Source organism: Pseudomonas sp. (assembly GCF_051660785.1).
Lineage (GTDB): Bacteria > Pseudomonadota > Gammaproteobacteria > Pseudomonadales > Pseudomonadaceae > Aquipseudomonas.
The window spans coordinates 11,381-34,906 of the sequence record NZ_JBOFQE010000011.1 but is presented as its reverse complement, the minus strand read 5'-3'; the positions used below and the strand labels follow the sequence as shown (position 1 = coordinate 34,906).

Here is a 23,526-nt window from a genome sequence, read left to right as displayed (position 1 = left end):
CATGCACCTGCTCAGGACCCAGCCTGGCGGTTTCGTCTCGGATGACAACATCGCCGACCTTGGACAAACCCCCGCCGAGCTGGTGATCCTGTGCAGCGGCGATTCCAGCCTCGCGCTGCTCGCCGAAGCGGCGCAGCAACTGCCCGACGATTACCCCAGCGTGCGCCTGGCCAACCCGATGCAGGTGCAGAATCATGCGTCGGTCGATCTGTATGTCGACGAAGTGCTGCGCCACGCCAAGGTGATCCTGATTTCACTGCACGGCGGCATTGCCTATTGGCGTTACGGTGTCGAGCGTCTGGTGGAGCTGTCCCAGCGCGGCGTGCAACTGATTCTGGTGCCCGGCGATGATCGTCCGGACCCGGAACTCAGCGACCTGAGCACCGTGACCGCCAATGAGCGCGACCGGCTCTGGCAGTTTTTGCGTCAGGGCGGCATGGCCAATGCCCTGGATTTTTTCCGCTGCCTGGCCAACCGCTGGCTGGATCGCGATTACGCCTGGGCCGAGCCGCAAACCCTGCCGCGTACGGCGATTTACCACCCGCACAAAAGCCCCGCTGACCTTCACGATTGGCAGGCCGACTGGCAGGCCGGTCAACCGGTGGCGGCGGTGCTGTTTTACCGCTCGCATCTGCAGGCGGCGAACACTGCGTTCATCGATGTTTTCTGCCAGCGCTTGCAAGCAGCGGGGTTGAACCCTTTGCCGATTGCGCTGGCCAGTTTGAAAGAGCCCGGCTGCCTGACGGTGGTCGAGGACCTGTTGGACGAAGTCGAGGCGGGGGCGATTCTCAACACCACCGGCTTCGCCCAGTCCAGCCCCGAAGCGCCGCATTTGAGACCGTTTCGCCGCAACATTCCGGTGATCCAGGCCATCTGCGCCCAGGACAACGAGCCGGGCTGGCTCGCCAGCGAGCAAGGCCTCGGCCCGCGTGATCTGGCGATGCACATTGCCTTGCCGGAGCTGGACGGGCGAATCATCAGCCGGCCAATCAGTTTCAAGGACCTGGCGTGGCGCAGCGAGCGCAGTCAGTCGGACGTGGTGTGCTATCGGGCGCAGCCGGAACGCATGGATTTTGTTGCCGAACTGGCGCGGCGCTGGATAGATCTGGCGCGTGTGCCGAACAGTGAAAAACGCATCGCGCTGATTCTCGCTAACTACCCGACCCGTGACGGGCGCATAGGCAATGGCGTGGGGCTCGACACCCCGGCCGCCGCGCTGAACATCCTGCGTGCGCTACTCACCGAAGGTTATCCGTTGCCCGCCGAATTACCGGAAAGCGGCACGGCGTTGATTCAACAATTGCTCGGTGGCGTCAGTAACGACCTCGACACGATCGACCAGCGTCCTTGTCAGCAAAGCCTGGCGCTCGACGACTATCAGCAGATGTTCGACGCGTTGCCTGAAGCCAATCAGCAAGCCGTGCTGGAGCGCTGGGGCACGCCCGACAGCGATCCGATGTACCGTGACGGACGCATGATGATCGCCGGGCTGCGCTTTGGCCTGACCTTCGTCGGCATTCAACCGGCGCGGGGTTATCAGGTGGACCCGAGCGCGGTGTATCACGACCCGGACCTGGTGCCGCCCCACGGCTACTTGGCGTTCTACTTCTGGCTGCGCAACACCTATGGCGCTCACGGCGTGATTCACGTCGGCAAGCACGGCAACCTTGAATGGTTGCCGGGTAAAGGCGTCGGGCTCTCCGAAAACTGCTGGCCGGACGCGCTGCTCGGGCCGCTGCCGAATATCTATCCGTTTATCGTCAACGACCCGGGCGAGGGCGCCCAGGCCAAGCGCCGCACCCAGGCGGTGATCATCGATCACCTGATGCCGCCGCTGACCCGCGCCGAAACCTACGGCCCTTTGCGCAACCTCGAACTGCTGGCCGACGAGTATTACGAAGCGCAATTGCTCGATCCGCGCCGCGCCCGGGAGTTGCAGCGCGACATCCTGCAACTGGTGCGCGACACGCACATCGACCGTGAACTGCAACTGGACGAAAAGCTCAACAGCGACGCCGATGCGGCGATCTGGTTGCCTCGACTGGACACGTATCTTTGCGACTTGAAAGAGTCGCAGATTCGCGATGGCCTGCACATTTTTGGCGAGTCGCCGACCGGGCGCTTGCGCATTGATACCTTGCTCGCACTGTTGCGCATTCCCCGTGGCGATGGTCGTGGGGCGCAGTCAAGTCTGTTGCGCGCATTGGCCAAGGCGTTCGAGCTGGGGTTTGATCCGCTGGATTGCGCGTTGGCCGAACCGTGGGTCGGACCGCGTCCTGAGGCGTTGTTGTCGATCAGCGATGAAGTCTGGCGCACTGCCGGTGACACACGCGAACGGCTGGAATTGTTCGCCGCCCAACTGATCTCGCGGACGTTGAATGCCAACCCCGAGCTCTGTGGGAGCGAGATTTTGTGGCGAGGGGATTTATCCCCGTTGGACTGCACAGCAGTCCCATTTTTTGGGGCCGCTTCGCGACCCAACGGGGATAAATCCCCTCACCACAAAAGCTCGCTCTCACAGGAGGCACGCTGGTCTGAGGTTAACGCCATCCTCGACAGCCTGCGCGAAGTGGTCGCCCCGCGCCTGGACGCCTGTGGCCCCGCAGAAATGCGCGGCCTGCTCGACGCCCTGAGCGGCCGTTTTGTCCCCGCCGGCCCCAGCGGCGCACCGAGTCGCGGTCGTCTGGACGTGCTGCCGACCGGGCGTAATTTCTACTCGGTAGATGTGCGCAACTTGCCGACCACCACGGCGTGGCGCATCGGTTTCCAGTCGGCGAACCTGATTCTCGAGCGGCATTTGCAGGACCACGGCGATCACCTGCGTCAGCTCGGCCTGTCCGTCTGGGGCACCGCGACCATGCGCACCGGCGGCGACGACATCGCCCAAGCCATGGCGCTGATGGGCGTGCGTCCGGTCTGGGCCACCGGCAGCCAACGGGTCGACGACTTTGAAATCCTGCCACTGAGCTTGCTCGACCGTCCGCGAGTCGACGTGACCTTGCGCGTGTCAGGATTCTTCCGAGATGCCTTCGCCAACCTGATCCGCCTGTTCGACGCCGCCGTGCAAGCCGTCGCCGCACTCGACGAGCCGGATGACCTCAACCCGCTGGCCGCCAAGGTGCGTGCCGAACGTGAAGCGTTGATGCAATCGGGCCTGGATGAAGAAGCAGCCAGGCGTCAGGCCGGTTGGCGAATTTTCGGTGCCAAACCCGGTGCTTATGGCGCCGGCGTGCAGGGCGCCATCGACGGTCGCCTGTGGCAAAGCCGCGAAGATCTGGCCGAGGTTTACCTGAACTGGGGCGGCTACGCTTACGGCGGGTCTGATGAAGGCACCGTCGCCCGCGAACAATTCGCACAGCGTTTGAGCCAGGTTCAGGCGGTGCTGCAAAACCAGGACAACCGCGAGCATGACTTGCTCGATTCCAACGACTATTACCAATTCCAGGGCGGCATGCTCGCCGCCGTTGAAAGCCTCAGCGGTGAAGCGGCGGCCAGTTACCATGGCGATCACAGTCAGCCGGACTTGCCGAAGATCCGCACCTTGAAGGAGGAGCTGAACCGGGTGATCCGCTCGCGCGCGGCCAATCCGAAGTGGATCGACGGCGTGAAGCGTCACGGCTATAAAGGTGCGTTCGAACTGGCAGCGACGGTGGATAATCTGTTCGCCTTCGACGCCACGACGCAGCTGATCGACGATCATCAATATGCGTTGCTGGCGGATGCGTATTTGCTCGATCCGGCGACCCGGGACTTTGTGCGTGAGCATAATCCCCATGCACTACGCGACATGACCGAGCGGATGCTTGAGGCGCAGCAGCGCGGAATGTGGCAGGAACCGGGCGCGTATCGCGAGGCGCTGGAAAACCTGTTGCTGGATATAGAAGAAGACAGCTGATGCGCCGCAAACCCCTGTAGGAGTGAGCCTGCTCGCGATAGCATTCGTTCAGCTGACAAAGATGTTGTTTGAAATGCCGCTATCGCGAGCAGGCTCGCTCCCACAGGGATCGAGGTGTTTTTGATTTCACCGACCATGACCGAGATGTAAAAATGACCGACACCCCGCATTTCCCGCTCTCCGCCGTGGTCGGCGCTGACGATCTGAAGCTCGCCCTCTACCTGACCGCCATCGACCCGAAAATCGGCGGCGTATTGATCGAAGGCCCGCGCGGCATGGCCAAATCCACCTTGGCCCGTGGTCTCGCGGATCTACTCGCCAGCGGCCAATTCGTCACGCTGCCCCTCGGCGCCACCGAAGAACGGCTGGTCGGCACCCTCGACCTCGATGCCGCCCTGAGCGAAGGCCGCGCACAGTTTTCCCCCGGTGTATTGGCCAAGGCCGACGGCGGCGTGCTGTACGTCGATGAAGTCAATCTGCTGCCCGATCACCTCGTCGACCTGTTGCTCGACGTGGCCGCCAGCGGCACCAACCTGATCGAGCGCGACGGCATTTCCCATCGGCATTCGGCGAAGTTTGTATTGATCGGCACCATGAACCCGGAAGAGGGTGAGCTGCGGCCGCAACTGCTCGACCGTTTTGGCCTGAACGTCGCCCTCAGCGGCCATACCGTACCGGCCGAACGTGGCCAGATCATCCGCCGGCGCCTGGATTTCGACAGCGATCCCCAGCGCTTTTGCGCAGAATGGGAAGGTCAGCAGCAGTCGCTGCGTGAACGCTGCCAGAAGGCGCGCAGCCTGTTGGCGAGCATTCCCCTGGATGATGACGCACTGGCGCGGATTACCGAGCGTTGTTTTGCCGCCGGTGTCGATGGCTTGCGCGCCGATCTGGTCTGGTTGCGTGCGGCCCGTGCCCACGCCGCATGGCGAGGGGCGAGCACCATTGCCGAGGAAGATATCGACGCGGTCGCCGAGTTCGCCCTGCGTCATCGTCGTCGCGAGCAATCGCCACCGGCGCCGCAACACAATCAATCACCTTCGGCGCAGCCTTCCAGCCCAAGTGAAGGCCAGGGGCAGTGGGGTGAAATGCCGGCCCAGGCGTTACCGGTCGGTGCCCGACGTGAAGTGCCGAGCTGGCCAAAAAAGCCTTAGGCATTCGCCCTCGATCTGACGCGGGGGCGAATGCCAGACCCCTCGCTGGACAGCTGGATAACGGTAAACAAGGCAAGCGTCACGCCGCGCGCAGCGGCTCGATCAATTGGCCCGGCACCTTGCTCAATGGCCGTCCTCGTCAACACAAAGATGTGCTGTTTCATTTGCGTACCCGATCCGCCCATGAGCTGTGGCTAGTGATCGTCGACGCATCGGCTTCGACCCGCCGACATCAGGCGCTCAGTGATGCCAAGGGCTTGCTCGCGCAAGTGTTCGACGATGCCTATCGCCAACGCGCGCGTCTGGCTTTGCTGACCGCCAGCGGTCCGGCGCCGAAGTGGCAGGTGCAAGGCTTGAAAGCGTCGGCGGGTTTGCGTGACTGGCTCAATGGCCTGGGCGCGGGCGGCGGTACGCCGCTTTTGGCGGCGCTGGGCGAAGCGGGGCGTTGGCTGGCGGCACGGCAAAAACGCTTTCCCGCGGAACAGCAAAGGCTGTTGCTGCTGACCGATGGGCGATTGAAGGAATGGCCGGGATTACCGGCGCTGGATTGCCCAGGGTTATTGATTGATATCGAGCGCGGGCCGATTCGGTTGGGTCGGGCCAGACAGATGGCGGCGGAGCTGCAAGCGGATTATCGGCACATTGACGAGCTGGTTTCTGGCTGACAACTGGGTTGTCTGCAAAGGCCCCATCGTCGGAACGCCGCCCGGAGCAGGCTCGCTCCCACATTGGATCTCCTTATGACGAAGATCCCTGTGGGAGCTAGCCTGCTAGCGATGGGGGCGACACAGTTTCAGCGCGTCAGCGAAACAGATTCGTGCGCGCCAACTCGATCACCTCATCCCCACGCCCGCTCATCACCGCTTTGAGCATGTACAAACTGAACCCTTTGGCCTGTTCCAGCTTGATCGTCGGCGGCATCGCCAGTTCCTGAGTCGCCGTCACCACATCCACCAGCACCGGGCCGTCATGGGCCAGCGCCCGGCGCAAGGCCGGTTCCAGCGCCTCGGATTCCTCGACACGAATCCCCAGAATCCCCATGGCATTGGCCATCGCCGCGAAGTCTGGATTGTGCAGGTCCGTGCCGGTATCCAGCAGGCCGCTGGACTTCATTTCCATGGCCACGAAGCCGAGCGAGGCATTGTCGTAGACGATGATTTTCACCGGCAGCTTCAGTTGCGCCAGCGAGATGAAATCCCCCATCAGCATGCTGAAACCACCGTCGCCGGACAGCGAAATCACCTGCCGCCCGGGAAACGCCGCTTGCGCGCCAATGGCCTGGGGCATCGCGTTCGCCATGGAGCCGTGATTGAACGAGCCGAGCAACCGGCGCTGGCCGTTCATTTTCAGATAGCGCGCAGCCCACACTGTCGGCGTGCCTACATCGGCGGTGAAGATCGCGTCGTCATCGGCCAGTTCACTGAGCAGGCGAGTAAGGTATTGCGGGTGGATCGGCCGGCCCGGCGCCGACGGTTGAGCCAGGTCATCCAGGCCCTGACGCGCCTTTTGGTAGTGCTTGAGGGATGACTCCAGAAAGCTGCGGTCGCCCCGATACGGCAGGCGCGGCAGCAACGCAGCGAGGGTTTCGCCGACATCGGCGGCGATGCCCAGATCCAGCGCGGTGCGCCGGCCGAGGGCTTGCGGGTCGTGGTCGATCTGGATGATGGTCGCGTCGGTGGGGTAGAACTGGCGATAGGGGAAGTCAGTGCCGAGCATCACCAGCGTGTCGCAGTTGAGCATCGCATGGTAACCGGAGCTGAAGCCGATCAGCCCGGTCATGCCGACGTCGAACGGATTGTCCCACTCCACGTGCTCCTTGCCGCGCAACGCATGCACCACCGGCGCGCCGAGGGCGTCGGCCAGTGCCACCACCTGATCGTGGGCGCCCGCGCAGCCGGCGCCACACATCAGTGTCACGGCTTTGCTCTGGCTCAGTAATTCGACCAGCCGATCGAGGTCTTGAGGCGCGGGCAGGGTGCGGGGTTTTGAAAGCGCCGGCCAGGGCTTGAGATTGTCTTCGACTTCTTGCAGCGCCACGTCGCCGGGAATCACCACCACCGCGACACCGCGATTGAGGATGGCACTGCGCATCGCTCGATGCAGCACCTGGGGCATCTGCGCTGGGCTGCTCACCAGTTCGACGAAGTGACTGCACTCCTTGAACAGTTCCTGCGGGTGGGTTTCCTGAAAGTAATTCAAGCCCACTTCCGAAGACGGAATCTGCGCAGCGATGGCCAACACCGGCACATGGTTTTTGTGGCAATCGAACAACCCGTTGATCAAGTGCAGATTACCCGGCCCGCAACTGCCGGCGCACACCGCCAGTTGCCCGGTGACCGCCGCGTCGGCACCGGCGGCGAATGCGGCGACTTCCTCGTGGCGCACGTGCATCCACTCGATGCTGTCCATGGTGCGCAAGGCCTCGGTCAGGCCGTTGAGGCTGTCGCCGGTCAGGCCCCAAATGCGTTTGACGCCGGCCTGTTCAAGGGTGGTTGCCAGTTGCTGGGCAAGGGTGATTTTCGCCATGGGGTGCTCCAGTAATTGTCCTCAGGGTTAGAAGAGGACAACGCTGTGGCGACCATGACTCACCCGGATGTGCGATTACTTGCCATCGCCTGCCGGTACTGCCGTGTGCGCCGGGCGATGTACAGCTGATCAACAATCAACGCCCATAGCGCCGACACCTTTGGCCGGGTCTTGCGCCCACGGCTCAGGCGATGCAGCTGGAATTTCACCACGGCCATGCTCGCCAGCGCGGCCAAAGGTTTGCGTTTCCAGCGGATCGGCGGCAATTGCGGGTGGCTGTTCTGGCCTTCGCGCCAGCGCTTGACCAGTAGCGGTTCGATGGCCAGCGCCGTGCCGATACCGGCCATGGCGATGCCGTTGTCGAGCACCTGTTCGACGATGGCCAGGCGTCGGATGCCGCCGGTCACCATCACCGGCATGCTCGCGACGCTGGCCAGTTCGCCGGCCATTTCCAGAAAGTACGCCTCCCGGGCCAGGGTCCTGCCGTCGCGGGCTTCGCCTTGCATGGCCGGTGCTTCGTAGCTGCCGCCGGAGAGTTCCAGCAGATCGATTTTCTGGTCGTTGAGCCAAAGGATCACCTGCCGGGCGTCGTCGGCGTCGAAACCGCCGCGCTGGAAGTCCGCCGAGTTGAGTTTTACCGCGACACAAAACTGTGGCGACACGGCTTGGCGGATGGCGCTGACCACGGCCAGCAGCAGACGGGCGCGATTCTCCAGGGAACCGCCCCAACGGTCCGTGCGGCGATTGGTCAAGGGCGAGAGAAACTGGCTGAGCAGGTAGCCGTGCGCCGCATGAATCTGCACACCGGTGAAACCGGCCTTTTCCGCCAGGGCCGCGCTGGTGGCGAAGCGTTGGATAACCTCGGCAATATCGCTTTCCGACATCGGTTTGGGTTCAGCGAACATCTTGGAAAAGGTACCCAGATCCAGCGCCACGGCCGAGGGCGCCCAGGCTTGCTGGCCGAGGTTGGCCATAGTCTGGCGGCCGGGATGATTTAGCTGCATCCAGAAATGCGCGCCACCGGACCGGCCGATGGTTGCCCACTGACGGAACTGCTCAAGATGCCGTTCGTCCTCCAGCACGACGCCCGCAGGGCCGGTCATGGCGCGGCGATCGATCATCACGTTGCCGGTCAGCAACAGGCCGGTTTCGCCCTCGGCCCAGGCCTGATACAGCTGAAACAGCGCGCTGGACGGCGCTTGTCCGGTGTCCGCGAGGTTCTCTTCCATCGCGGCTTTGGCGATGCGATTGCCGAGTGTCTGGCCGTTGGGCAATTTCAGCGTTTGGAAGGGCGACATGCTTGACTCCTCATCAGTGATGAGCAGAGGCTAAGCTTAAAGTTAACTTTAATGTCAAGCAGGCAAATGAGGCCCAGATGAAGATTGGTGAATTGGCGCAGTTGAGCGGGTTGAACGCGTCGCGCATTCGGTTTTACGAGGCTCAGGGGCTGATCCGGCAAGTGGAACGCCTGGCCAACGGCTATCGGCGTTACCCGCCGCAAGTCCTGCAAACCCTGAAGATCATCCAGTGCGCCCAGCAGGCCGGGTTCAGCCTTGAAGAATTGAAACTGTTGTTGCCGGACACGGTGACAGGCGAGTTCAAGCACGATGAACTGGTGGCGAGCCTAGGGCGCAAAGTCGAACAGATCGAAGCGATGCAACTGCACCTGGCTCAGAACAAGGCGCAGTTGCTGGGTTTGATCGAGAACATCCAGGCACGGCCCGAAGGGATGGCCTGCGGTGAGAATGCCGAGCGGGTGCTGGCGTCGATCAAGCATTAATTTTGACCGAGGCAGTTTTCGCCAAAAGCCTGGTAACGCAGGACATGGGTGGTGCCCGCGGTATCAATGTAGGTCATCTCTCGAGGGAGGGGGCCGCAACCATCGCTGCTGGTCATGTTGAGCACTTTGGCGATATCGAGGTGCGTCGAATACTTGTAGTTCTCGACTTTCGGCGTGCTGGAGTTGTCGACGGAAGCGGCCGCTGCAACACCGCTCAGACTGATGAAAAACAGGGCGGACAGAATGCGTTTCATGATGGGGCTCTCGTAGTGGCTACTGAACGATTTCAGTGGCAGTACGACGAGCCCCGTCGGGGTTTATTCCAGGCCCAGGGCAAAACTTTTTTGCGCGGGGATAGGATTGCGCATCAGCGTGCCGACCACTAATGCTCCCAGCAAGGCCAGCAAACCCGCAACCAAAAGCAGCAGGCTGAAGCCGCCGACGAAGGCCTGACGCGCCAGCGGTTCGACCAACGTACGCGCCGTTTCCGGAAGCAGGCTCATCGCCGCCGACATGTCTCCGGCGACCACCCGCGAGGCAATGCCCTTGGCCTGTCCGAGCCATTGCGCGTCTTGCGCCGACAGGCTGGTGCGCAACAGTAATTCGGTATGGCTGGACAACAATGCACCGAAGACGCCGATGGCCAGTACGATGGCGCTGAAACGCATGGTGGTGCTCATGCCCGAGGCCATGCCGGTACGCTCGCGGGGTACGCAGGCCATGATGTTTTTCTGCGTGTCGCCATTGAGCAGGCCGGCCCCGGCACCCGTCACGGCGATGGCCAGTGCGAAGGGCAGGTAGCCGCCGCTGCTGACCGCCCAGGCGCTGAGCAGATTGCCGCTGCCGACCAGGGTCAAACCCGCCGCCATCAGCGTTGCAGGGGCAAATCGATGGGCCAGTCGAGCGCCGATGCGCGGGCAAATCAACATGGTCACGGCAAACGGCAACATCCCCAGCCCCGACGCGATGGCCGAGAAGCCCAGACCGTTTTGCAGGTAGAACGGCAGCAGCGTCATCATCACCTGGGCGCAACCGGCGTAGGCAAACATGCCGAGCAGGGCGCCGATGAAACGCGGATGCCGGAACAATTGCAGGTCGACCATCGGCCGTTGCTGCAGCCGCTCAATCAGCACAAACAATCCCAGCAGCAGGGCGCCACCGATGAGCCGGGCGTAGGTGAGCGGATTGCTCCAGCCGATGCGGTTGGCCTCGATCAAGCCCCAGATCAGGCACAGCAAGCTCGCGCTGAATGCCAGGCTACCCCAGGGATCAAGGCGCGCAGACTGAGTGTTCCTGGATTCCGGCACGGCGCGCCAGACCATGAACATCAAGAACGCGCCCACCGGCAGGTTGAGATAGAAGATCCAGCGCCAGCCGACATATTCGGTAATCAGACCGCCGACCGTCGGTGCGGCGGTCATCGCCACGCCCATGCACGCACCCCAGAACGCCCAGGCCTTGGCCCGTTCGACTTCATCGTGAAAGGTATGGCCGATGGCGGCCAGCGCCGAGGTCAGCAACAACGCCGCGCCGACGCCCTTGATCGCCCGCGCGATGTCGAGGAACAACGCCGTCGGCGCAGCGCCGCAACCGATGGAGGCGAGGATGAAAATGCCCAGGCCACAGAGCATGGTTTTCTGCCGGCCAAAGCGATCGGCGATGCTGCCGGCGGGCAGCAACAAGGCCGCGAACGCCAGCATGTAAGCACTGACCACCCATTCAATGTCGGCAAAGTTCGCGCCCAGGTCCCGGGCGATGGTCGGCAGGGTCACGGCGACGATGTTGGTGTCGAGCACGATCAGCGAGCAGACGCCGGAGGCTGTCAGCAGGGTCAGACGAGGACTGACCCGGCTCATGGCGTGATTGCCTTTTGGGCAAGATCGTTGTCCGCCGCGGCGAAAAGGGGTTTGACGTGCATGACGTTGGCTCTCTACTGTGATTGGCAATGAGCTTATCGCGATCGATTACAGGCTTTATTAGCCTGGTATCGGGATTTCATTACCTTTGAGCTAATGCACCCATGGACATACGGCATTTCCGCTACTTTCTGGCCGTTGCCCGGCAAGGCAACTTCACCCGCGCCGCCGAACAGCTCGGTATCGCACCGCCGACCCTGACTCGGCAGATCCAGGACATGGAGAACGAACTCGGCACGCGACTGTTCGTGCGCCAGACCCGTGAGGTCAGCCTGACCGAGGCCGGTGCCGCGTTAATGATCGAGGCCGAGGCGACGGTGCGGCAATTCGAATACGCCCAGCACAATGCCAAGCGGGCCGGACGCGGCGATATCGGTCATATCGAACTCGGCTACGTGGCATCGGCGGTGTACTCGGGGTTGCTGCAAAAACAGGTGCAGGCCTTCAGTCGCGAGTGTCCGGACGTCAGCCTGAATGTTCGGGAAAGCCCCATGGCGTCATTGCCCGCCATGGTGGTCGAGGGGCGATTCGACATTGGTTATGTCCGTTCACCCATGACCCTGCCTGACGGCCTGGAGGCCATTCGCCTGGACTCGGAAGGCTTTGTGCTGGCGTTGTCCACCGAGTCCTGGCTGTGTCGTTTGCCGGACATCAGTCCGGAGCATCTGCAGAACGAGACATTCATCCTGCCGGAACAAATCAGCGGCACCTTGCAAGTCGCGGCCGAAGGCGGGTTCGCACCGAAACTGGGTGCGCAGCCGGGCGGCCTGGTGGCGGTGATTGCGCTGGTGTCGTTGGGGCAGGGCGTGGCAGTCGTGCCTGAGTCGGTGGTCGGGCATGTCGGTTCGCCCGGTGTGGTGTACCGGGCGATCAAGGGCTGCGAGGCGACGTCATGGTTATCATTGATTCACCGGCGGTTCGAGAAGTCGGCGGCGGTGGTCAGGTACATCGAGCAGGTCAAAAATCGCTAACGGCAAAAGCATCGCGAGCAGGCTCGCTCCCACAGGGATCTTATGAACACTGGCGATCCAATGTGGGAGCGGGCTTGCTCGCGAAGGCGATCTATCAAACACAACAAGTGCCGCTGGTTACCAACAAACCCGCCGATTCAGCCGCTCAGCGGCGCGAGGCACAGTGCACAGCCTGCTCAAGGTCCTTTGCAACCACATCCGATCGTGCACCGGTTTACGCTTCACCCTTGCTGGTTTCACCTTGCCAATGTGGCTGGCGAAAACCTCCTTCAACGTTTCCTCAGTCCCAATCCCCTTTAGCTTCTTCACCAGTTTCCCATCCTTGTAAAACAGCACAGTCGGTGTCCCGGTGACGTTCGAGTGTCGAGGCGATTCAGCCGTGTCCAGCATGTAGATATCCGCGTGATGCCGATAGGCCTCGGCGATCTGACGAAAGATCGGCCCGGCCCAATCGCACGCCGGACAATGCTGACTGCCGAAGTACAAAATCACTGGACGCCAGGTTTTCAGGGCTTTGCGGTAGACCGGGGCCAGCGCTTTATGAGCGGTTAGCGAGCTCATTGGAATAACCTTATTCAACTAAAGGACTCAGCTTTGATGGGAGTGCCCCCCCTGTTGCTCATCATTTCTATAAAGGAGTGAGAGCGACATCATCAAAAAACGCGCCGAACTTGTCTGGGACACCATCGTTTGCGAGCAATGTGACAATTATCTCGTTGGTACCCGCAGGCACTTTGACAATCTGTTCTTCATTTGCCCACGGATCGCCGCCACCGACTCGGAGGTGAACGGTTTGCTGCGAAGGCAGCATCTCCAGTGTTGCTTGCGCCCCAAAACCTTTGTCCGCTTTCATGCGCGCGGAAAACTTGAAGTTACCAGCCACGTTGGACTTGATGCGTTGAGTAATCAGAGCCTTCCAGTGCAAGTGACAGAAACCCTCTTCAAAACTGACTTTCGCTGGCGAGTTATGTGTCCAACTCGTACCGTCTTCCGAGAAATTGCCATTGCGCACTAAATTGAAATTGCTCTTTTCAGATTGTTGGGACATTTGGAATCTCCTGTAAGTGGTATTTCATAATGTCGGTGCTCCATCACGTGAACGGCGTCCGGGTAACCGTGGAAGGATTGAGCGCTGATACAAGCGAAGCTACAACTGTCAGATCTGACAGGTAAAGTCGAAATCCAGACGAACGGTCCAATCTCGGAACCGGTAAGTCCTCGTCATGCACGCACGTTTTCAGGTGGGGACAACGCACCCAAATGTGGCCTTGTTACCCAGCCTGTTGCTTGGGGTAGCGCTTCCAGACGAACCTCACAATCAACCCATCCAACTCGACGATTCGCTATCCAGTTGAATTCGTTACCTTTCCCAACCCCTATGATTAAGCGTCGAACCTGTGGCACACTTTCTGCTGTCTATTCCGCTGTTACATACCAATGTCCGGTATAGCGGAATAAATATCACCCTGGAGTGCTTGCCATGCATCGCCGACCTTCCTTGTTTAAAGCGTGTATTTTTCTTGTCGCAGCTTCGGCTGCTGCCATGGGCGTGGCCCAGGCGGCGGACGGCAAGCTCGATAGCGTGCTGGCCCGCGGGAAACTGATTGTGGGCACGGGCAGTACCAATGCGCCGTGGCACTTCCAGGGAGCGGATGGCAAGTTGCAGGGGTTTGATATCGATATCGGGAAGATGATTGCCAAGGGGTTGTTCAACGATCCGACCAAGGTCGAGTTCGTGGTGCAGTCCTCCGATGCGCGGATTCCCAACCTGCTGACCGACAAGGTCGACATCAGTTGCCAGTTCATCACTGTGACCGCCAGCCGTGCGCAACAAGTGGCGTTCACCCTGCCGTACTACCGCGAAGGCGTCGGCCTGCTGTTGCCAGCCAACAGCAAGTACAAGGAAATCGAAGACCTCAAGGCCGCCAACGACAGCGTGACCGTGGCGGTGCTGCAGAACGTGTACGCCGAAGAGCTGGTGCATCAAGCCTTGCCTAACGCCAAGGTCGATCAGTACGACAGCGTTGATCTGATGTATCAGGCCGTGAACTCCGGCCGTGCCGACGCCGCCGCTACCGATCAGTCCTCGGTGAAATACCTGATGGTGCAGAACCCTGGCCGCTATCGCAGCCCGACTTACGCCTGGAGCCCGCAGACCTACGCCTGCGCGGTCAAACGCGGCGATCAGGACTGGCTGAATTTCGTCAACACCACCCTGCATGAAGCCATGACCGGCGTTGAGTTCCCGACTTACGCGGCGTCCTTCAAGCAGTGGTTCGGTGTTGATCTGCCGACCCCAGCCATCGGTTTTCCTGTCGAATTCAAATGATCCCGTGAGAGCGGGGCGGTGATGAATCGCCCCGTTCAAGGTACTGCTGACCATGAACTATCAGTTGAACTTTGCCGCCGTGTGGCGCGATTTCGACACCTTGCTGGCGGGGCTCGGTCTGGGCCTTGAGCTGGCGCTGGTGTCGATCGCCATCGGCTGCGTGATCGGCCTGATGATGGCGTTTGCTTTGCTGTCAAAGCACCGCGCCTTGCGGGTGCTGGCGTCGGTGTATGTGACGGTGGTCCGTAATACACCGATTCTGGTGTTGATTCTGTTGATCTACTTCGCGTTGCCAAGCCTGGGGATCCGTCTGGACAAGATTCCGTCGTTCATCATCACGCTGTCGCTGTATGCCGGGGCGTACCTGACTGAAGTGTTCCGCGGCGGCTTGTTGAGCATCCCGAAAGGACAACGTGAAGCCGGCCTGGCGATCGGTCTTGGCGAGTGGCAGGTCAAGGCCTACGTCACGGTGCCGGTGATGCTGCGCAATGTGCTGCCGGCCTTGTCGAACAACTTCATTTCGCTGTTCAAGGACACCTCGCTGGCCGCTGCGATTGCGGTGCCGGAGCTGACCTATTACGCGCGCAAGATCAATGTCGAGAGCTACCGGGTGATTGAAACCTGGCTGGTGACCACAGCGCTCTATGTTGCGGCCTGTTACCTCATTGCCATGATGCTGCGTTACCTCGAGCAGCGTCTGGCGATCCGCCGATAGGAGGCCCCATGTACGAATCACCCAGTTGGCTGCATGAATTATGGGTCGCCCGCGAAGTGTTGTGGCAAGGCTTTATCACCAGTGTGCAGGTCTCGGCGCTGGCGATTTTGCTGGGCACGCTGGTCGGCATTGTTGCCGGCCTGGTACTGACCTACGGCAAGTTCTGGATGCGTGCGCCGTTTCGGTTCTACGTCGACATTATTCGCGGCACGCCGGTGTTTGTGCTGGTGTTGGCTTGCTTTTACATGGCGCCCGCGTTGGGCTGGCAGATCAGTGCATTCCAGGCCGGCGCATTGGGGCTGACGCTGTTTTGCGGCTCACATGTCGCGGAGATTGTGCGCGGTGCGCTGCAAGCGTTGCCCAGCGGCCAAATGGAAGCGAGCAAGGCGATTGGCCTGACGTTTTATCAATCCCTCGGTTACGTGCTGTTGCCCCAGGCATTGCGGCAGATCCTGCCAACCTGGGTCAACTCGTCCACCGAGATCGTCAAGGCCTCGACCTTGCTGTCGGTCATTGGTGTGGCGGAATTGCTGCTCAGTACGCAGCAGATCATCGCCCGCACCTTCATGACGCTGGAGTTTTACCTGTTCGCCGGATTTCTGTTTTTCGTCATCAACTACGCCATCGAACTACTCGGCCGGCACATTGAAAAGCGGGTGGCCTTGCCATGACTCAACCTCAAGTTTCGACGCAAAACCAGGCCCTGCTGGACATTCGCGGCCTGCATAAACAATACGGCAAGCTTGAAGTGCTCAAGGGCGTCGACCTGACCATGCAGCGCGGCAACGTCGTCACGCTGATCGGCTCCAGCGGTTCGGGCAAGACCACGCTGCTGCGTTGCGTGAACATGCTCGAAGAATTCCAGGGCGGGCAGATCATGCTCGATGGCGAGTCCATCGGTTATGACGAGGTCAACGGCAAGCGCGTGCGTCACCCGGAAAAAGTCATCGCCCGCCATCGCGCCATGACCGGCATGGCGTTCCAGCAGTTCAACCTGTTCCCGCACCTGACCGCGTTGCAAAACGTCACCCTTGGCTTGCTCAAGGTGAAAAAACTGCACAAGGACGAGGCCGTGGCGCTGGCGGAAAAATGGCTGGAGCGGGTCGGTTTGCTGGAGCGCCGTGATCACTACCCCGGTCAGTTGTCCGGCGGTCAGCAACAGCGCGTGGCGATTGCCCGGGCCATTGCGATGAACCCGAGCCTGATGCTGTTCGACGAAGTGACCTCGGCCCTCGACCCGGAACTGGTCGGCGAAGTCCTGAGCGTGATCAAGGGCCTGGCCGACGAAGGCATGACCATGTTGCTGGTCACCCACGAGATGCGTTTTGCCTTCGAGGTTTCGGACAAAATCGTATTCATGAATCAGGGGCGCATCGAAGAGCAGGGGCCTCCCAAGGAGCTGTTCGAGCGCCCGCAATCACCGCGTCTGGCTGAGTTTCTCAAGAACACGCGGTTTTGACTTTTATCTTTTCAATCAGGAGAAACATTCATGAGCATTACTCGTTACGGCACCGGCAGCAGCGCCGCTGGCGGTACGCCTCGTCCTTTCGCCCGCGCCGTTGAAGCCGATGGCTGGCTGCACGTTTCTGGCCAGGTGCCGGCGAAGGATGGCGAGATCATTGTTGGCGGCATCGTCGAGCAGACCCATCAGACCATGAAGAACCTGATCGCGATTCTCGAAGAGGCCGGTTATGGCCTGGAAGACGTGGTGCGAGCCGGGGTTTGGTTGGACGATCCGCGGGATTTCACCAGTTTCAACAAGGTCTTCTCCGAATACTTCAAACCCGAACATGCCCCGGCCCGGGCCTGTGTGCAGGCGAACATGATGGTCGACTGCAAGGTCGAGATCGACTGCATCGCGTACAAGAAAAAGGCCTGAGATTTGCGGTGAGCTGAGGAGCGCCCTCACCCTAACCCTCTCCCGGAGGGAGAGGGGACTGTTCTATATCGATGCAAGTTTTGAGGTCAGACAAAAATATTTGCATCGATGCGAACAGGCTCCCTCTCCCCTCTGGGGAGAGGGCGGGGGGTGAGGGGTGGATCTGACTGACACCACCACCTCGGCCAGTTAATATCCCGGCCACTTTGAATGGGAACCTGAAGAAATGACCGAAGACACCATCAAGCGCCGGGCTCGCGGTCTGGACCGGGCGTTCGATATCCTCGATTTCCTCAAGGAAGTCGGCAAACCGCTGCGCCCGAATGAAATCGCCAGCGGCATCGACAGCCCAAAGTCCACGATCTACGAACTGGTCGCTTCGCTACTGGAACGACGCATTCTCGAACCCGTGGGCAAGGACGGTCACGTTTACCTCGGCCGTCAGCTGTACTTCCTCGGGCAAGCGCATTTGCGCCATTTCGACCTGACCCGCGAGGCTGATCACGCCCTGCAGGAGATCGTCAGCCAGACCCATGAAACCGCGCAGATGTGCCTGCTCAACGGCCGCAAATACACCGTGGCGTTGATGAAAGAGGGGGAGCGGCATTTCCGCATATCATCGGACATCGGCGAAAACGCTCCCATTCCCTGGACTGCATCCGGGCGACTGCTGCTGGCGCATTTGAGCGACCAGGAGATCATCGACCTGATCGACCACGACGACTTCATCCTGCCCGACGGCGAACGCCTGCCGCTTGAGCAGTTTCTCAAGGAAATCCGTCAGGCCGGTATCGATGGCTTTTTCTCTTTCGATAGCGTCGCCGACACCTTTACCCATTGCTTCGCCGCTCCGGTCAAAGACCCCGGTGGCGTGGCGATTGCGACCCTGTGCATCGTCGCCCCGCGGGACGACGCCAAGAACAACTATAACGACTATCGCCGGGTACTGATCAACAGCGCCAATAGCCTGGCCCGGCGTATCAACGAATAACAGCGGCTGGCTGCAGCCGCGACTGTGAGGAGTTCGACCATGTCTACTGCCCAACATACTGCCGCCGTGGAAAAGGGCTTTGCCCAGACCGGCGCCAACCTGGTACGCGACGTCAGCCTGCCTGCGCTGGTGCTGCACCGCGAAGCGCTGGAACACAACATTCGCTGGATGCAGACGTTTGTCAGCAACAGCGGCGCTGAACTCGCGCCTCATGGCAAAACCAGCATGACCCCTGCGCTGTTCCGCCGCCAACTGGACGCCGGCGCCTGGGGCATCACCCTGGCCAGCGCCACGCAAACCCGCGCAGCCTACGCCCATGGCGTGCGTCGGGTGCTGATGGCCAATCAATTGGTCGGTACGCCGAACATGGCGCTGATCGCCGACCTGCTGGCCGACCCGACCTTCGATTTCCATTGCATGGTCGATCACCCGGACAACGTCGCGGACCTGGGCGCGTATTTCGCCTCGCGCGGTGTGCGCCTGAACGTGATGATCGAGTACGGCGTGGTCGGCGGCCGTTGTGGTTGCCGCACGGAAGATGAAGTCATCGCACTGGCCAAAGCCATCAATGCGCAACCGGCGTTGGCGCTGACCGGCATCGAAGGTTACGAAGGCGTGATCCATGGTGATCATGCAGTCACGGGCATCCGCGCATTCGCGGGATCTCTGGTGCGTCTGGCCGTGCAGTTGCAGGACAGCGGCGCCTTTGCGATTCCCAAGCCGATCATCACCGCCTCGGGTTCGGCCTGGTACGACTTGATTGCCGAGGAATTCGAAGCGCAGAACGCCGGCGGACGTTTCCTCAGCGTGTTACGCCCCGGCAGCTACGTGGCTCACGACCATGGCATCTACAAAGAAGCGCAATGCTGCGTGCTCGACCGTCGCAGTGATTTGCACGAAGGCCTGCGCCCGGCGCTGGAAGTCTGGGCGCATGTGCAATCGTTGCCGGAGCCGGGGTTTGCGGTGATTGCCCTGGGTAAGCGCGATGTGGCTTATGACGCTGGCTTGCCGGTGCCGCTGTTGCGTTACAAGGCTGGAGTGATCCCGGCGAATGGCGACGATGTCAGTGCCTGCAAAGTGACGGCGGTGATGGACCAGCATGCGTTCATGACGGTCGCGCCGGGGGTTGAGTTGCGAGTGGGCGATATCATTTCGTTCGGCACTTCGCACCCGTGCCTGACGTTCGACAAGTGGCGCACGGGGTGTCTGGTGGATGAGCAGCTGAACGTCATCGAAACCATGGAAACCTGTTTCTAAGGCTTGAGACCGAGGTGCGGCCATCGCGAGCAGCCTCGCTCCCACATTGGATATTCAGTGTTCACAAGATTCCTGTGGGAGCGAGCCTGCTCGCGATGGCATCCGCCCAGACAACATCGCAACACCAGAGACCACAAAAACAATGAACACCATCAACACCCTCGGCCCCAACACCCCGCGCATCGCCCTGATCGGCGAGTGCATGATCGAGCTGCAGCAACGCGCCGACGGCACGCTGCAACAAAGTTTCGGCGGCGATACCCTGAACACCGCGGTCTACCTGTCTCGGGAATTGGGCGCGAGCGGCGTCGTCGATTACGTCACCGCGCTGGGCGATGACAGTTTCAGCGATGCCATGTGCCAAACCTGGGCCGACGAGAACATCGGTCTGGGCATGGTCCAGCGCTTGCCCGGTCGCCTGCCCGGTTTGTACTGCATCCAGACCGATGCTGCCGGCGAGCGGCGTTTCCTGTATTGGCGCAACGAAGCGGCCGTCCGCGACTGCTTCACCACCCCGGCCGCCGCGCCGATCCTGGCCGCGCTGCCGGATTACGACGTGCTGTATTTCAGTGGCATCACCTTGGCGGTGCTCGGCGTACAAGGTCGGGAGAAGCTGCTGGAAACCCTGATCGAAGCCCGGCAGCGAGATGCGCGGATCGTCTTCGACAATAACTACCGGCCACGTTTGTGGGCCTCAGTCGAAGAGGCGCGGACGGCTTATCGAAGCGTCTTGCCCTATGTCGATCTGGCGTTGTTGACCGTTGATGACGAGCAGGCGCTGTTTCATTTTTCCGATTGCGAGGCGGTATTCGCCGCTTACGAGCAGATTGGCACTCCGGAAGTGGTACTCAAACGCGGGGCCGAGGCGTGCCTGATTCACTGTGACGGTGAGTCGTTCGAGGTGCCGGCGCAGAAGGTCGAGCGAGTGGTGGACACGACGGCGGCGGGGGATTCGTTCAGTGCGGCGTATCTCGCCAGTCGGCTCAAGGGCGGGAGCGCGGTCGAGGCGGCTGAAGCGGGGCATCGGTTGGCGAGTCGGGTGATTCAAGTGCCAGGAGCACTGATCCCCAAAAGTTGATGCAACCTCTGTGGCGAGGGGATTTATCCCCGTTGGGTCGCGTAGCGGCCCCAAAAGATGGGACTGCTGCGCAGTCCAACGGGGATAAATCCCCTCACCACGGGGGCCTCAAGCCAACCCGATCAATCCCGGTAAAATACCTGCACCAGGTGATACCCGAACTTGCTCTTGATCGGCCCATGCACCACCCGCAGCGGTTTTTTGAAGATCACCGCATCGATCACGCCGACCATTTGCCCGGGCCGCACTTCACCGAGGTCGCCGCCGCGTTTGCCGGACGGGCAGGTCGAGTACTTCTTGGCCAGCACATCAAAAGCTTCGCCCTTGGCGATGCGTTGTTTGAGCTGCTCGGCTTCTTCCGAGGTTTTCACCAGAATATGGCGGGCTTGAGCTTTCATGGGGGCTTACCTTGCAACGGTCGTGACAGCGGGGCGCGCGATTATGCCTCAACTCACTCCGGTTGGCCGATCATCGTGCGAATCTTGTTGGCCAACAGGTCGATGGAAAACGGTTTGGCGACCATGTCCATGCCTTCCTCCAGAAAACCTTGGCGTTCGGCGGCTTTCTCCGCGTAACCGGTCATGAACAGCACCTTGAGTTCGGGGCGGTGCTGGCGAGCGATCTCCGCCAGTTGTCGACCGTTCATACCGGGCAAGCCCACGTCAGTCACCAGCAGATCGACCCGCAGGTCGGATTCCAGCAAGGGCAGGGCGGTCTTGGCGTCTTCGGCTTCGTGGGCGTGATAACCCAGCTCGTTGAGCAGGTCGAGCACCAGCATGCGTACCGCCGGGTCGTCTTCCACCAGCACTACGGTTTCACCGGCAATCGCTGGCGGCGCTTCGCCCGTCAACGGCAGCAACACGTTTTCCGGCTCTGTGGCGCGCAGACGAGGCAAGTACAAACGAACGCTGGTGCCTTTGCCCGGCAAACTGAACAGGCTGACATGCCCGCCGGATTGCTGGGCGAACCCATAAATCATCGACAATCCCAGCCCGGTGCCCTGGCCGATCGGTTTGGTGGTGAAGAACGGGTCGAAGGCCTTGGCCAGCACCGAGGGCGTCATGCCGCTGCCGTTATCACTGACGGCAACCATCACGTAATCCCCGGCCTTGACCGGTTCCAGCGTGGTGATGTCGCTGCCGTCCAGGTAAACGTTGGCCGTTTCAATCAGCAATTCGCCGCCATCGGGCATGGCGTCCCGGGCGTTGATCACCAGGTTGAGCAAGGCGTTTTCCAGTTGACTGACGTCGGTACTCACCGGCCACACCTCGTCGGCCAGCAGCAGTTTGAGCTCGATGTGATCGCCCTTGGTGCGGCTGAGCAAGTCTTCCAGGGAGTGCACCAGCTCATTGGCGTTCAGCGGCTTGCGATCCAGCGACTGACGCCGGGAGAACGCCAGCAAGCGATGGGTCAGGGCCGCGGCGCGATTGGCCGAGGACACCGCAGCTTCGGTGAAACGACCAATCTCGGCTGCGCGCCCGTCGGCGATATAGCGTTGCATCAGGTCAAGGCTGCCGATGATCCCGGTCAGCATATTGTTGAAGTCGTGAGCGATGCCGCCGGTGAGTTGCCCGACCGCTTCCATCTTCTGCGCGTGGCGCAAGGCGTCTTCTGCGCGCTCACGCTCGAACATCTCGTTCTGCAGCCGCTGGTTGGCTTCGGCCAATTGCTGGGTGCGGGCGGCGACCCGTTCCTCAAGGGTTTCGTTGAGATTGCGCAGGGCTTCTTCGGTTTGTTTACGCTCGGTTTCGTCGATCACGAAGATGTAGAAACCATTTACCGCTCCATCAGCGCCGTGGCGCGGCAAGTAATTCATCAGGGCATGGCGGATGCTCCCATCGCGGTGGGGAGCATCAATACTGAAACAGCAGGCCTTGCCGGCCAGCGCCTCGGTGATGTGCTCGGCGCGCAGGGCATAGGCGTCCGGGCCCAACACTTCAAGAATGGTGCGCCCGTACAGTTCCTGGGGTGTCAGGCCGTACCAGTCCAGGTACGCGGCGTTGTTCAGGCGAAACCGCTGTTCGCGGTCGACGTAACTGATCAGGATCGGCATGGCGTTGATGATCAGTTGCAGCTCGGTCTGACTCTGACGCAAGGCCTGCTCGGTGTGTTTGCGCTCGGTGAGGTCCAGTGCGGCGCCGAGGAAACGGATCGGCCGGCCATGGTGGTCCTTGTAGCAACGCCCCCGGGCGAATATCCAGCGCAACTGGCCGTCGGGTTGCAGCAAGCGATATTCCTCGGCGTACTCGGTGCCGTGGGTGATGCAGTGTTTGATGCTGCGGGCGATCGTTCCGCGGTCTTCCGGGTGCACGCCGTGGAGGTAATCGCTGATCGGCAACTGGCTGGCCATGGCCGGGTCGATGCCATGCAACTGGGCGAAATGCGCGTCGGCGATGAAGCGGTCTTCACCGATGTCCCAATCCCAGGTACCGACGGCATCGGTGGCTGCCAGCGCCAGTTGCAGGCGCTGCTCGGTTTCGTGCTGGGCCTTGAGGCTGGCGGCTGAACGCTGTTCGAGTTCCAGCGCGATGCGGCGGCGTTCATTGGTCTCGATGGCGGTGACCAGGATGCCGGCGACCTGAGCGTTTTCATCGCGGATCGGGCTGTAGGTCAAGTCCAGCCAGAAGTCGGAATCACCCTCGTCGCGTTGCAAGGTAAAGCGTTGTTCGCTGTAGGTTCGCACCTGGCCTTGTAGGACGGCGCTGTAAATGGGGTCGGTAAAGTCCTGGAGTTCTGGCCAGATCTGGTGCGTCGGTTGTCCGAAAGCGTGTGGGTGTTTGCTGCCGGCGAGCAGGGCGAAGCCGTCGTTGTAGATCTGCGTGAGCTGCGGCCCCCACAGCAACAGCATCGGCATCGGTGAATGAATCACGATGTCCACGGCGGTGCGCAGGCTCTGTGGCCAGGTACTGGCAGCGCCCAGCGGGGTGCGTGTCCAGTCCAGTCTGGCGATCAAGGCCTGGGCATCGCTGCCCGTCGGTGTTGCGTTCATCAAGTTGTCCTGCGTTCAAGTCGGTGTGGCGGCGTCTACTATCCTTGCA

General features: G+C 61.1%; 21 protein-coding genes. 13 read left to right on the top strand and 8 right to left on the bottom strand.

Annotated elements, in window-relative coordinates; translation table 11 throughout:
• The first annotated feature begins 1 nt into the window (after position 1).
• The 3 genes from cobN (at position 2) to ACRC4F_RS03300 (ending at position 5,711) form a co-directional block, all read left to right on the top strand.
• Positions 2–3,895 (top strand): cobaltochelatase subunit CobN, encoded by a 3,894-nt coding sequence (cobN, locus tag ACRC4F_RS03310; RefSeq protein WP_438658070.1) that lies wholly within the window; start codon positions 2–4, stop codon positions 3,893–3,895.
• Positions 3,896–4,047: 152 nt separating this feature from the next.
• Positions 4,048–5,046, top strand: a complete 999-nt coding sequence (locus tag ACRC4F_RS03305; RefSeq protein ID WP_438658069.1) for an ATP-binding protein — start codon at positions 4,048–4,050, stop codon at positions 5,044–5,046.
• 2 nt (positions 5,047–5,048) lie between these two features.
• Positions 5,049–5,711, top strand: a complete 663-nt coding sequence (locus ACRC4F_RS03300) for a vWA domain-containing protein (RefSeq protein ID WP_438658079.1) — start codon at positions 5,049–5,051, stop codon at positions 5,709–5,711.
• 136 nt (positions 5,712–5,847) lie between these two features.
• Here ACRC4F_RS03300 and poxB read toward each other — a convergent pair whose 3' ends face one another.
• Positions 5,848–7,572 (bottom strand): ubiquinone-dependent pyruvate dehydrogenase, encoded by a 1,725-nt coding sequence (gene poxB / locus ACRC4F_RS03295; RefSeq protein ID WP_438658068.1) that lies wholly within the window; start codon positions 7,570–7,572, stop codon positions 5,848–5,850.
• 59 nt (positions 7,573–7,631) lie between these two features.
• The gene (locus ACRC4F_RS03290; RefSeq protein ID WP_438658067.1) at positions 7,632–8,870 is read right to left on the bottom strand and encodes an NADH:flavin oxidoreductase/NADH oxidase family protein; all 1,239 of its coding nucleotides are present in this window, start codon (positions 8,868–8,870) and stop codon (positions 7,632–7,634) included.
• 77 nt (positions 8,871–8,947) lie between these two features.
• On the opposite strand from ACRC4F_RS03290, the gene ACRC4F_RS03285 reads away from it, so the two are divergent.
• Positions 8,948–9,352, top strand: a complete 405-nt coding sequence (locus ACRC4F_RS03285; protein WP_438658066.1) for a MerR family transcriptional regulator — start codon at positions 8,948–8,950, stop codon at positions 9,350–9,352.
• On the opposite strand, the gene ACRC4F_RS03280 is transcribed toward ACRC4F_RS03285, so the two are convergent.
• Together ACRC4F_RS03280 and ACRC4F_RS03275 are read right to left on the bottom strand one after the other, a co-directional pair.
• Entirely contained in the window at positions 9,349–9,606 is a 258-nt protein-coding gene (locus ACRC4F_RS03280) for a DUF2790 domain-containing protein (RefSeq protein WP_438658065.1), read from the bottom strand. The genes ACRC4F_RS03285 and ACRC4F_RS03280 overlap by 4 nt on opposite strands.
• A gap of 63 nt (positions 9,607–9,669) precedes the next feature.
• A complete protein-coding gene (locus tag ACRC4F_RS03275) occupies positions 9,670–11,208 on the bottom strand; it encodes an MFS transporter (RefSeq protein ID WP_438658064.1) in 1,539 nt (512 codons plus the stop codon).
• Positions 11,209–11,372: 164 nt separating this feature from the next.
• Here ACRC4F_RS03275 and ACRC4F_RS03270 point away from each other — a divergent pair, with 164 nt between their 5' ends.
• The gene (locus ACRC4F_RS03270) at positions 11,373–12,239 is read left to right on the top strand and encodes a LysR family transcriptional regulator (protein WP_438658063.1); all 867 of its coding nucleotides are present in this window, start codon (positions 11,373–11,375) and stop codon (positions 12,237–12,239) included.
• 117 nt (positions 12,240–12,356) lie between these two features.
• Here ACRC4F_RS03270 and ACRC4F_RS03265 read toward each other — a convergent pair whose 3' ends face one another.
• Together ACRC4F_RS03265 and ACRC4F_RS03260 are read right to left on the bottom strand one after the other, a co-directional pair.
• Positions 12,357–12,800, bottom strand: a complete 444-nt coding sequence (locus ACRC4F_RS03265) for a thioredoxin family protein (protein ID WP_438658062.1) — start codon at positions 12,798–12,800, stop codon at positions 12,357–12,359.
• Between the two features lie 67 nt (positions 12,801–12,867).
• Positions 12,868–13,287 carry a hypothetical protein gene (locus ACRC4F_RS03260; protein ID WP_438658061.1) on the bottom strand — a complete coding sequence of 140 codons (420 nt, stop codon included), beginning with the start codon at positions 13,285–13,287 and terminating at the stop codon, positions 12,868–12,870.
• Between the two features lie 432 nt (positions 13,288–13,719).
• Between ACRC4F_RS03260 and ACRC4F_RS03255 the strand changes: the two genes are divergently transcribed.
• From ACRC4F_RS03255 to ACRC4F_RS03220, 8 genes are all read left to right on the top strand, one after another.
• Positions 13,720–14,568, top strand: coding sequence for a transporter substrate-binding domain-containing protein (locus ACRC4F_RS03255; protein ID WP_438658060.1), 849 nt, complete (start codon positions 13,720–13,722; stop codon positions 14,566–14,568).
• A gap of 52 nt (positions 14,569–14,620) precedes the next feature.
• Positions 14,621–15,283 (top strand): amino acid ABC transporter permease, encoded by a 663-nt coding sequence (locus ACRC4F_RS03250; RefSeq protein WP_010460889.1) that lies wholly within the window; start codon positions 14,621–14,623, stop codon positions 15,281–15,283.
• Positions 15,284–15,291: 8 nt separating this feature from the next.
• Entirely contained in the window at positions 15,292–15,954 is a 663-nt protein-coding gene (locus tag ACRC4F_RS03245) for an amino acid ABC transporter permease (protein ID WP_438658059.1), read from the top strand.
• On the top strand, positions 15,951–16,742 hold the full coding sequence (locus tag ACRC4F_RS03240) for an amino acid ABC transporter ATP-binding protein (RefSeq protein ID WP_438658058.1): 792 nt from the start codon (positions 15,951–15,953) through the stop codon (positions 16,740–16,742). Before ACRC4F_RS03245 ends, ACRC4F_RS03240 begins: the two co-directional genes overlap by 4 nt.
• A 30-nt stretch (positions 16,743–16,772) precedes the next feature.
• Complete coding sequence (locus ACRC4F_RS03235) at positions 16,773–17,162, top strand: RidA family protein (RefSeq protein WP_438658057.1); 390 nt, start codon at positions 16,773–16,775, stop codon at positions 17,160–17,162.
• Between the two features lie 226 nt (positions 17,163–17,388).
• On the top strand, positions 17,389–18,153 hold the full coding sequence (locus tag ACRC4F_RS03230) for an IclR family transcriptional regulator (protein WP_438658056.1): 765 nt from the start codon (positions 17,389–17,391) through the stop codon (positions 18,151–18,153).
• 39 nt (positions 18,154–18,192) lie between these two features.
• The gene (locus tag ACRC4F_RS03225) at positions 18,193–19,410 is read left to right on the top strand and encodes an amino acid deaminase (protein WP_438658055.1); all 1,218 of its coding nucleotides are present in this window, start codon (positions 18,193–18,195) and stop codon (positions 19,408–19,410) included.
• A 142-nt stretch (positions 19,411–19,552) separates the two neighbouring features.
• Positions 19,553–20,488, top strand: coding sequence for a sugar kinase (locus ACRC4F_RS03220; RefSeq protein WP_438658054.1), 936 nt, complete (start codon positions 19,553–19,555; stop codon positions 20,486–20,488).
• A gap of 122 nt (positions 20,489–20,610) precedes the next feature.
• Here the strand turns inward: ACRC4F_RS03220 and ACRC4F_RS03215 are convergent, their stop codons facing one another.
• Together ACRC4F_RS03215 and ACRC4F_RS03210 are read right to left on the bottom strand one after the other, a co-directional pair.
• Complete coding sequence (locus ACRC4F_RS03215; RefSeq protein ID WP_007898282.1) at positions 20,611–20,886, bottom strand: peptidylprolyl isomerase; 276 nt, start codon at positions 20,884–20,886, stop codon at positions 20,611–20,613.
• Between the two features lie 53 nt (positions 20,887–20,939).
• Positions 20,940–23,477: a PAS domain-containing protein gene (locus ACRC4F_RS03210; RefSeq protein WP_438658053.1), complete on the bottom strand. Its 2,538-nt coding sequence runs from the start codon at positions 23,475–23,477 to the stop codon at positions 20,940–20,942.
• Positions 23,478–23,526: the final 49 nt, after the last annotated feature.

Bases quoted from the DNA above. Each gene is read 5' to 3' on its own strand.
- ACRC4F_RS03305 (WP_438658069.1), top strand. From the start codon at position 4,048: ATGACCGACACCCCGCATTTCCCGCTCTCCGCCGTGGTCGGCGCTGAC.
- ACRC4F_RS03260 (WP_438658061.1), bottom strand. From the start codon at position 13,287: ATGTCCCAACAATCTGAAAAGAGCAATTTCAATTTAGTGCGCAATGGC.
- poxB (WP_438658068.1), bottom strand. From the start codon at position 7,572: ATGGCGAAAATCACCCTTGCCCAGCAACTGGCAACCACCCTTGAACAG.
- cobN (WP_438658070.1), top strand. From the start codon at position 2: ATGCACCTGCTCAGGACCCAGCCTGGCGGTTTCGTCTCGGATGACAAC.
- ACRC4F_RS03245 (WP_438658059.1), top strand. From the start codon at position 15,292: ATGTACGAATCACCCAGTTGGCTGCATGAATTATGGGTCGCCCGCGAA.
- ACRC4F_RS03285 (WP_438658066.1), top strand. From the start codon at position 8,948: ATGAAGATTGGTGAATTGGCGCAGTTGAGCGGGTTGAACGCGTCGCGC.
- ACRC4F_RS03230 (WP_438658056.1), top strand. From the start codon at position 17,389: ATGACCGAAGACACCATCAAGCGCCGGGCTCGCGGTCTGGACCGGGCG.
- ACRC4F_RS03255 (WP_438658060.1), top strand. From the start codon at position 13,720: ATGCATCGCCGACCTTCCTTGTTTAAAGCGTGTATTTTTCTTGTCGCA.
- ACRC4F_RS03280 (WP_438658065.1), bottom strand. From the start codon at position 9,606: ATGAAACGCATTCTGTCCGCCCTGTTTTTCATCAGTCTGAGCGGTGTT.
- ACRC4F_RS03235 (WP_438658057.1), top strand. From the start codon at position 16,773: ATGAGCATTACTCGTTACGGCACCGGCAGCAGCGCCGCTGGCGGTACG.
- ACRC4F_RS03270 (WP_438658063.1), top strand. From the start codon at position 11,373: ATGGACATACGGCATTTCCGCTACTTTCTGGCCGTTGCCCGGCAAGGC.
- ACRC4F_RS03265 (WP_438658062.1), bottom strand. From the start codon at position 12,800: ATGAGCTCGCTAACCGCTCATAAAGCGCTGGCCCCGGTCTACCGCAAA.
- ACRC4F_RS03250 (WP_010460889.1), top strand. From the start codon at position 14,621: ATGAACTATCAGTTGAACTTTGCCGCCGTGTGGCGCGATTTCGACACC.
- ACRC4F_RS03275 (WP_438658064.1), bottom strand. From the start codon at position 11,208: ATGAGCCGGGTCAGTCCTCGTCTGACCCTGCTGACAGCCTCCGGCGTC.
- ACRC4F_RS03290 (WP_438658067.1), bottom strand. From the start codon at position 8,870: ATGTCGCCCTTCCAAACGCTGAAATTGCCCAACGGCCAGACACTCGGC.
- ACRC4F_RS03210 (WP_438658053.1), bottom strand. From the start codon at position 23,477: ATGAACGCAACACCGACGGGCAGCGATGCCCAGGCCTTGATCGCCAGA.
- ACRC4F_RS03220 (WP_438658054.1), top strand. From the start codon at position 19,553: ATGAACACCATCAACACCCTCGGCCCCAACACCCCGCGCATCGCCCTG.
- ACRC4F_RS03240 (WP_438658058.1), top strand. From the start codon at position 15,951: ATGACTCAACCTCAAGTTTCGACGCAAAACCAGGCCCTGCTGGACATT.
- ACRC4F_RS03215 (WP_007898282.1), bottom strand. From the start codon at position 20,886: ATGAAAGCTCAAGCCCGCCATATTCTGGTGAAAACCTCGGAAGAAGCC.
- ACRC4F_RS03225 (WP_438658055.1), top strand. From the start codon at position 18,193: ATGTCTACTGCCCAACATACTGCCGCCGTGGAAAAGGGCTTTGCCCAG.